Here is a 6,104-nt window from a genome sequence, read left to right on the forward strand (position 1 = left end):
GGGATGCACCGAGCCCCATTGGATCAAGGTCGGCAGTGCGCCATAGAAGAGCCGCTGGCCGTCGGCGCGCACCGTGATGTGCCAGGTCAGTCGACCGGCGGGCGTGTCGCGGGACGCTTGCATGACCTCGCCGCGGTCGATGCGCAAGAGTGCGAGGGCCTCGACGGCGGCCGTGGCGTCGGGGACCGCGGCAACGAAGTGGATCAGCCGCGGTCCGTGCTGCGCCAGTTCCGCCTGCAGCGCGGCATCGTCCAGATCGAACCAGCGCCGCGACGCGCTGCGTTGCCGGACGTCGGCGTTCGGATCGACCGCGATAATCTCCAGGTAGGTGCGCGGGAAGGCTGATGACGCGATCTTCAACAAGGCGTTGTGAGTGCCCATGGAGGGATGGGTCCCCCCCGCGGCGGGGGCGACGCCGAAGGTGGTTTCGCACCAGCGCACGCCTTCGTCGAGGGTTTGCGCCGCGATCACGAGGTGGTCTATGCGAGGGTGATTCATGGTGCGAATTAAGACACCTGCGGGTGGCGGAGATCAAGCGTGCAGAAGCCGGGGCCCGGCCCGATGCAAACCCGCATTTGAGCCAGGCACGCCTCCATGCAGAATCGGTCTCCCGACGCCGTCCGACATGCAACCCACCAAAGCCACCAACCTCCAGCTCGACCTCACCTCTGATCTGCAGAAGTGGCGGGCGTTTCTGGCCATCGCGGAGCTCGGCAGCCTGACGCGCGCAGCGCTGTTCCTCGACAGCAATCAATCGCTGCTGAGCCGGCACTTGAACRCCCTCGAACGTGAATGCAACGCCCGATTGTTCAACCGTACCGGACGTGGCGTGGCGCTGTCCGATGTCGGACAGCGAATCTTCCCGCACGTCAAGGCGCTGCTTGCCGATGCCGAGCAACTGGAACTCGAAATTCGCGGAGAAGCGCGCGAACCCACGGGGCGGGTCACGATCGGCTCGCTGCCTTCTATCACGAATCCGATCGTCGGTCACCTATTCAAGAAACTCCGGGAGCGCCACCCAGGCGTCCACCTCAAGATCCTCGAAGGCTCGAGCGGGCAGGTCGAAGAATGGCTGGTCGACGCTCGCGTGGACATCGCCATTCTCTACCGATACGGCTCCCAGCCGGAACAGGAGCAAGCCCTGGCCACGGTCGACAGCTATCTGATCGGCGCTGCCGGCGACCGGCTCACACAGACCGCCGAAGTGGCCTTCAGTGCTTTGCACGAGCTGCCCTTCATCCTGCCGAGTGCGCCGAACGGCCTGCGCACCGCGCTCGACGCGATCGCGCGGCAGGAACACATCACGCTGGCGCCGGTGATCGAGGCCGACTCGCTGCCGCTGATGCGCTCGACGGTGGCAGAAGCCAGGCTCTACACCGTGCTGCCGATCCACGCCGTCTGGACCGAAGTGCGGGAGGGCCGGCTGCAAGCCGCAAGGATCGTATCGCCCGGCGTCCAGCGCATCGTTTCGATGGCGCTGGCGCGCACTAAGGGCCCGGCCAAGGCGGTGTCCGCGGTGGCAGCGGAGATCGTCGAGATCGTGGAAGACAGCGCGCGCAGCGGCATGTGGCGCGCGGTCGAGCAAGCCTAGCGCGGCTGCGTTGCCGCGACCGTCATAGCAGCGTTGCGCCGCACGGGCAGGCACGCAGCGCCGCGGCCGCTAAGCTTGCCTGGAATCGCCTCCAGGCCCATGGCGGCGATCAATGGAGACCTACATGCCACGCATTTCCCTGCCTGCCCCGGAGTCCATGAGTCCCGAGCAGCGCGCTGTGTACGACAGGATCGTGTCCGGCCCGCGCGGCAGGATCCAGGGGCCCCTTCGGGCTGCCCTTCACAATCCCGAGCTTGCAGACAAGTGGCAGGCGCTCGGCGCGCTGCTGCGCTACGGCACCACGCTGCCGCCGCGGCTGACCGAGATTGCGATCCTGGTGACGGGCCGTGCCTGCAATTCGCCCTTCGAGTGGTATGCACATCGCGCCGAGGCCGAGAAGGCCGACATCCCGCAGACCGTGATCGAGGCCCTGCTCGGCGAGAGCGAACCGCCGGGACTTTCGCCCGACGAGGCGGCCATCTACAGGTACGCGGTCGAACTGAACCGCCACAACTCCGTTTCCGACAAGACCTACGCCGCAGCGTTGACGCTGTTCGGCGAACGCGCCGTGGTCGAACTGACGGCCCTGGTCGGCTACTACACGATGGTTGCGATGACGCTCAACTGCCACGAGATACCGCTGCCCGAGGGCGTGGCGCCCGCCTTTCCGCTGCCGCAGCAGGCGGAGCTGAAGTGAACGCCGCCAGCCCGGTCACCGAGGGGTGGGATTGCCACGCCCACCTGTTCGGTCCCTATGATCGCTTTCCGCTCGCCCCCGAGCGCAGCTATACCCCGCCCGAGGCGGCCGAGTCGGCCTACCTTGCGATGCTCGCACGGCTCGGGCTCACCCATGGGGTGCTGGTCCATCCGAGCGCTTACGGCGACGACCACTCGCTTCTGTTGCATGCGCTGTCGGCCCAACCCACGCTGCGTGGCGTGGTTGTCGTGCGCCCGGACAGTCCCTTGGCGCTCGCGGGGCTGCACACCCGAGGGGTGCGCGGCGCGCGCTTCAGCCATCGCAGCGGGGCCGGCACCAACTTCGCGGGCAGCGCCTCCTTCGACGATCTGCGGGCGCTGGCGCCGGCGCTCGCGGACGCCGGCCTGCACGCCGAACTGTGGACCGACTGCCAGTCGCTGCCGGGCATCGCGGGAGCGTTGATGGCGCTCCCCGTGCCGGTCGTGATCGACCACATGGGCGGCTTCGATGTGCATGCGGGCATCGACGATCCCGGATTTCGCACGCTGCTCGACCTGCTGGCCTCGGGCAAGGCATGGGTCAAGCTCTGCGCCTACCGCAACCTGCTGCAGGCACCCGATTGGCAGGCGGGTCGCAGGTTCCAGCAGAAGATGATCGAGGCCAATCCCGAGCGCCTTGTCTGGGGGAGCGATTGGCCGCACCTGCGCGTCACGCCTGTGCCCGACAGCGCGGAACTGCTGGCGATGTTCAAGGACTGGGCGGGCGACGAAGCCGTGGTGCGCCAGGTACTGACCCGCAACCCCGGATCCTTGTACCGATAACCCGTGCCCGCCCAACTCGCGGGCCGTACGGCTCAGCCATCGACCGGCTCCGTGGCCGCGAACGAGGGTCGGCTGCGGAGCGTCTCGAACCAGGCCGCAAGCGCCGGGGCCAGTTCGCGCCACTCCAGCGCGTCGAAGCGGTAGTCGAGGTAGCCGAGCGCGCAACCCAGCGTCACATGGCCGATCGAGAACTCCGCCATGCGAAGTGCCTGCGCCTCTTCATCCAGCCTGTTCAGCGAGGCGCGAACCTTGTGATCGAAAGCCTCGAGCAGCTCTTGCGACGGTATCTCGCGCTCGCGTTCGTTGCGCCAGAGGATCAGCGCATCGAGCAGGCCGTCGCCAAAGGCGTGCCAGCGCAATGCCTGCCAGCGCTCCTCCCCGCCCCGCGGGAACAGCTTTCCTCCGACCTCCTCGTTGAGGTACTCGCATATCACGACCGAGTCGAACAAAGTCGATCCGTCTTTGCGAACGAGCGTAGGGATCTTCGACAGCGGGTTGTCCGCCATCAGCACCGGATTGGGCTTACGCATCGCGGCGACTGATCGAACCAATTCGAGCCGCGTCGACAGCCCGAGTTCGTGCACGCAGATCATCACCTTGCGCACGTAGGGCGACTTGGGCGACCAATGCAGCTTCATCGTCGCGGCCATCAGATCGCTCCGGTCTCGCGCAGCGCATCGATGCCGGCCGTGCTGTAGCCCAACTCGGACAGGATGTCTTCGCTGTGCTGGCCGAGCAGTGGCGGCGCCGTCTGCGTTTGCAGCGGAGATTCCGAAAAGCGCATCGGGCTTGCAACCTGTGGCGCGTCGACGCCGCTCGGATGCGGCACGTAGCGCAGCATCTCGCGCGCCTTGACTTGCGGTTCCTTGAACACATCGGCCACCGTGTTGATGGGCCCGCAGGGCACGCCGGCCCTGTCGAGCGCGGCAATCAGCTTCTCGCGCTCCCACTCGGCGAACACGTCGCGCAGCATCGCGGACAACTCGCCGATGTTGCGCACCCGCTGGGCATTGGTGGCGAAGCGCTCGTCCGTGATCCAATCGGTCTGTCCGAAGACTTCACACAGCTTGGCGAACTGACCGTCGTTTCCGACCACCAGAATAACATCGCCGTCGGCGCAGGTGTACACGTCCTGCGGCTGAATGTTCGGATGCGCGTTGCCGTTGCGCCGCGGCACCTTGCCCGACACCAGGTAGTTCATTGCCTGGTTGGAAAGGGTGGCGACCTGCACATCGAGCATCGCGATGTCGATGGCATCTCCGACGCCGGTCTCGTTGCGGCGCGCCAGTGCGGCAAGCACCGAGACGGTGGTGTACATGCCGGTCATCAGGTCGACGATCGGAATGCCGACCTTCTGCGGCCCTCCACCCGGTCGGCCGTCCTTCTCGCCCGTGACGCTCATGAGGCCGCCCATCGCCTGGATCAGGAAGTCGTAGGCCGGCTGGTCGCGCCGCGGTCCCGTCTGGCCGAAGCCGGTGACCGAGCAGTAGATGAGACGTGGATTGATCTTGCGCAGCGATGCTTCATCCAGGCCATAGCGCGCCAGCGTGCCGGCCTTGTAGTTCTCGAGCACGATATCGGCTCGCTTGGCGAGTTCCTTGACGATCTTCTGGCCCTCGGGCTTCTCGAGGTTGACGGTGATCGAGCGCTTCCCCCGATTGACTGCCAGATAGTAGCCGGCTTCCTTCGTGTCCTTGCCTTCGGCGTCCTTCAGAAACGGAGGCCCCCACGTGCGTGTGTCGTCGCCGACGCCGGGCCGCTCGACCTTGATCACTTCGGCCCCCAGATCGGCGAGGATCTGGCTGGCCCACGGTGCGGCGAGGATGCGGCTCAGGTCGAGCACCTTGACGTGCGATAGCGGGCCCTTGTGGGTGGTCATTCGAAGTCTCCTTGTGTGTCGAACCGAATTCTGGGATCGGGAGCCGTCCAGTGCTACCGGCGGGCGCGCAAGACTGTGGTGCGCCGCGGCGCATATCGGAAGACCTCCCGTGAACGGTCACGCATAGCAGGTATGCGCCGGAGCACGGTGGCAGGCATCGTTCCGGTCCCCAGAATCCATCCACGACAAACTGGAGACATCGACCATGAACGGACTTTTCAAATCCGCGGCTGCACTCACCCTTGCGTTGGCCGCAGCCTCGGGATGGGCGCAGACCTATCCGACCAAGCCGATCCGCTTGGTCGTTCCCTTTCCTGCCGGCGGCCCGGTGGACCAGACAGCCCGCGCGCTCGGCGCCAAGCTGAGTACATCGCTTGGTCAATCCATCATCATCGACAACAAGGGCGGTGCCGGCGGCCTGCTCGGCGCCGACGCGGTCGCCAAATCGCCGGCCGACGGCTACACGCTCCTGTTCTCCTCGGCGGGCGCGCTGGCGATCGTGCCGCACATCGTGCCGTCGATGCCCTACAACCCGCAGAAGGATCTGGTTGCCGTGACCCAGGCATTGAAGGTTCCGGCGGTGCTGGTGGTGGCCGCCAGTTCGAAATACAAGACCTTCGCGGACCTGAAAGCCGCCGCCACGGGCGACGCCAGCAAGATCAACTACGCATCGGCCGGCAGCGGCACCACGCCGCATCTCCAGGCTGAACTGCTCAAGCGCGAAGCCAAGCTGAACATCAACCACATTCCCTACCGGGGCGCGGCCCCGGCGCTGACCGACCTCATGGGCGGTCAGGTCGACATGATGATGGTCGACATCCCCGTGGTGCTGCCATTCATCCAGTCGGGCAAGGTGCGCGCGTTGGCGGTGACCAGCGCCACCCGCATTCCCGTGCTCAAGGATGTCCCCACAGTGGGCGAGCTTGGACTGCCGAAGGCCGAGGCATATAACTGGTACGGCATGCTCGCGCCGGCGCGGACACCGCCCGAGATCATCAACAAGATGTATGGAGCCGTCGGAGCCGCATTGCGCTCGCCCGACCTGAAGCAGCAATTCGAGCAGCAGGGCGTGGAAGTCGTCGGCAGCAAGCCCGAGGAGTTCGGACCGTTCATCTC

7 protein-coding genes are annotated in these 6,104 nt (G+C 66.2%); 4 read left to right on the plus strand and 3 right to left on the minus strand.

Annotated features, from left to right (window positions below):
* Positions 1–498: VOC family protein (locus tag AC1DY5_RS38515; protein WP_478119723.1), on the minus strand; the 498-nt coding region annotated here is incomplete at its 3' end.
* Between the two features lie 127 nt (positions 499–625).
* On the opposite strand from AC1DY5_RS38515, the gene AC1DY5_RS38520 reads away from it, so the two are divergent.
* The 3 genes from AC1DY5_RS38520 (at position 626) to AC1DY5_RS38530 (ending at position 3,109) form a co-directional block, all read left to right on the plus strand.
* The gene (locus tag AC1DY5_RS38520) at positions 626–1,591 is read left to right on the plus strand and encodes a LysR family transcriptional regulator (protein WP_478119724.1); all 966 of its coding nucleotides are present in this window, start codon (positions 626–628) and stop codon (positions 1,589–1,591) included.
* 124 nt (positions 1,592–1,715) lie between these two features.
* Positions 1,716–2,288, plus strand: a complete 573-nt coding sequence (locus AC1DY5_RS38525) for a carboxymuconolactone decarboxylase family protein (protein ID WP_478119725.1) — start codon at positions 1,716–1,718, stop codon at positions 2,286–2,288.
* Positions 2,285–3,109 (plus strand): amidohydrolase family protein, encoded by an 825-nt coding sequence (locus tag AC1DY5_RS38530; protein ID WP_478119726.1) that lies wholly within the window; start codon positions 2,285–2,287, stop codon positions 3,107–3,109. The genes AC1DY5_RS38525 and AC1DY5_RS38530 overlap by 4 nt, the downstream gene beginning before the upstream one ends.
* A 32-nt stretch (positions 3,110–3,141) precedes the next feature.
* Here the strand turns inward: AC1DY5_RS38530 and AC1DY5_RS38535 are convergent, their stop codons facing one another.
* Both AC1DY5_RS38535 and AC1DY5_RS38540 read right to left on the minus strand, forming a co-directional pair.
* A complete protein-coding gene (locus tag AC1DY5_RS38535) occupies positions 3,142–3,759 on the minus strand; it encodes a glutathione S-transferase family protein (protein ID WP_478119727.1) in 618 nt (205 codons plus the stop codon).
* On the minus strand, positions 3,759–4,988 hold the full coding sequence (locus AC1DY5_RS38540) for a CaiB/BaiF CoA transferase family protein (protein WP_478119728.1): 1,230 nt from the start codon (positions 4,986–4,988) through the stop codon (positions 3,759–3,761). Before AC1DY5_RS38540 ends, AC1DY5_RS38535 begins: the two co-directional genes overlap by 1 nt.
* 205 nt (positions 4,989–5,193) lie before the next feature.
* On the opposite strand from AC1DY5_RS38540, the gene AC1DY5_RS38545 reads away from it, so the two are divergent.
* A partial coding sequence (locus AC1DY5_RS38545) for a Bug family tripartite tricarboxylate transporter substrate binding protein (protein ID WP_478119729.1) occupies positions 5,194–6,104 on the plus strand: 911 nt, incomplete at its 3' end.

The sequence above is a fragment of the Variovorax sp. P4_D9 genome (assembly GCF_056401695.1).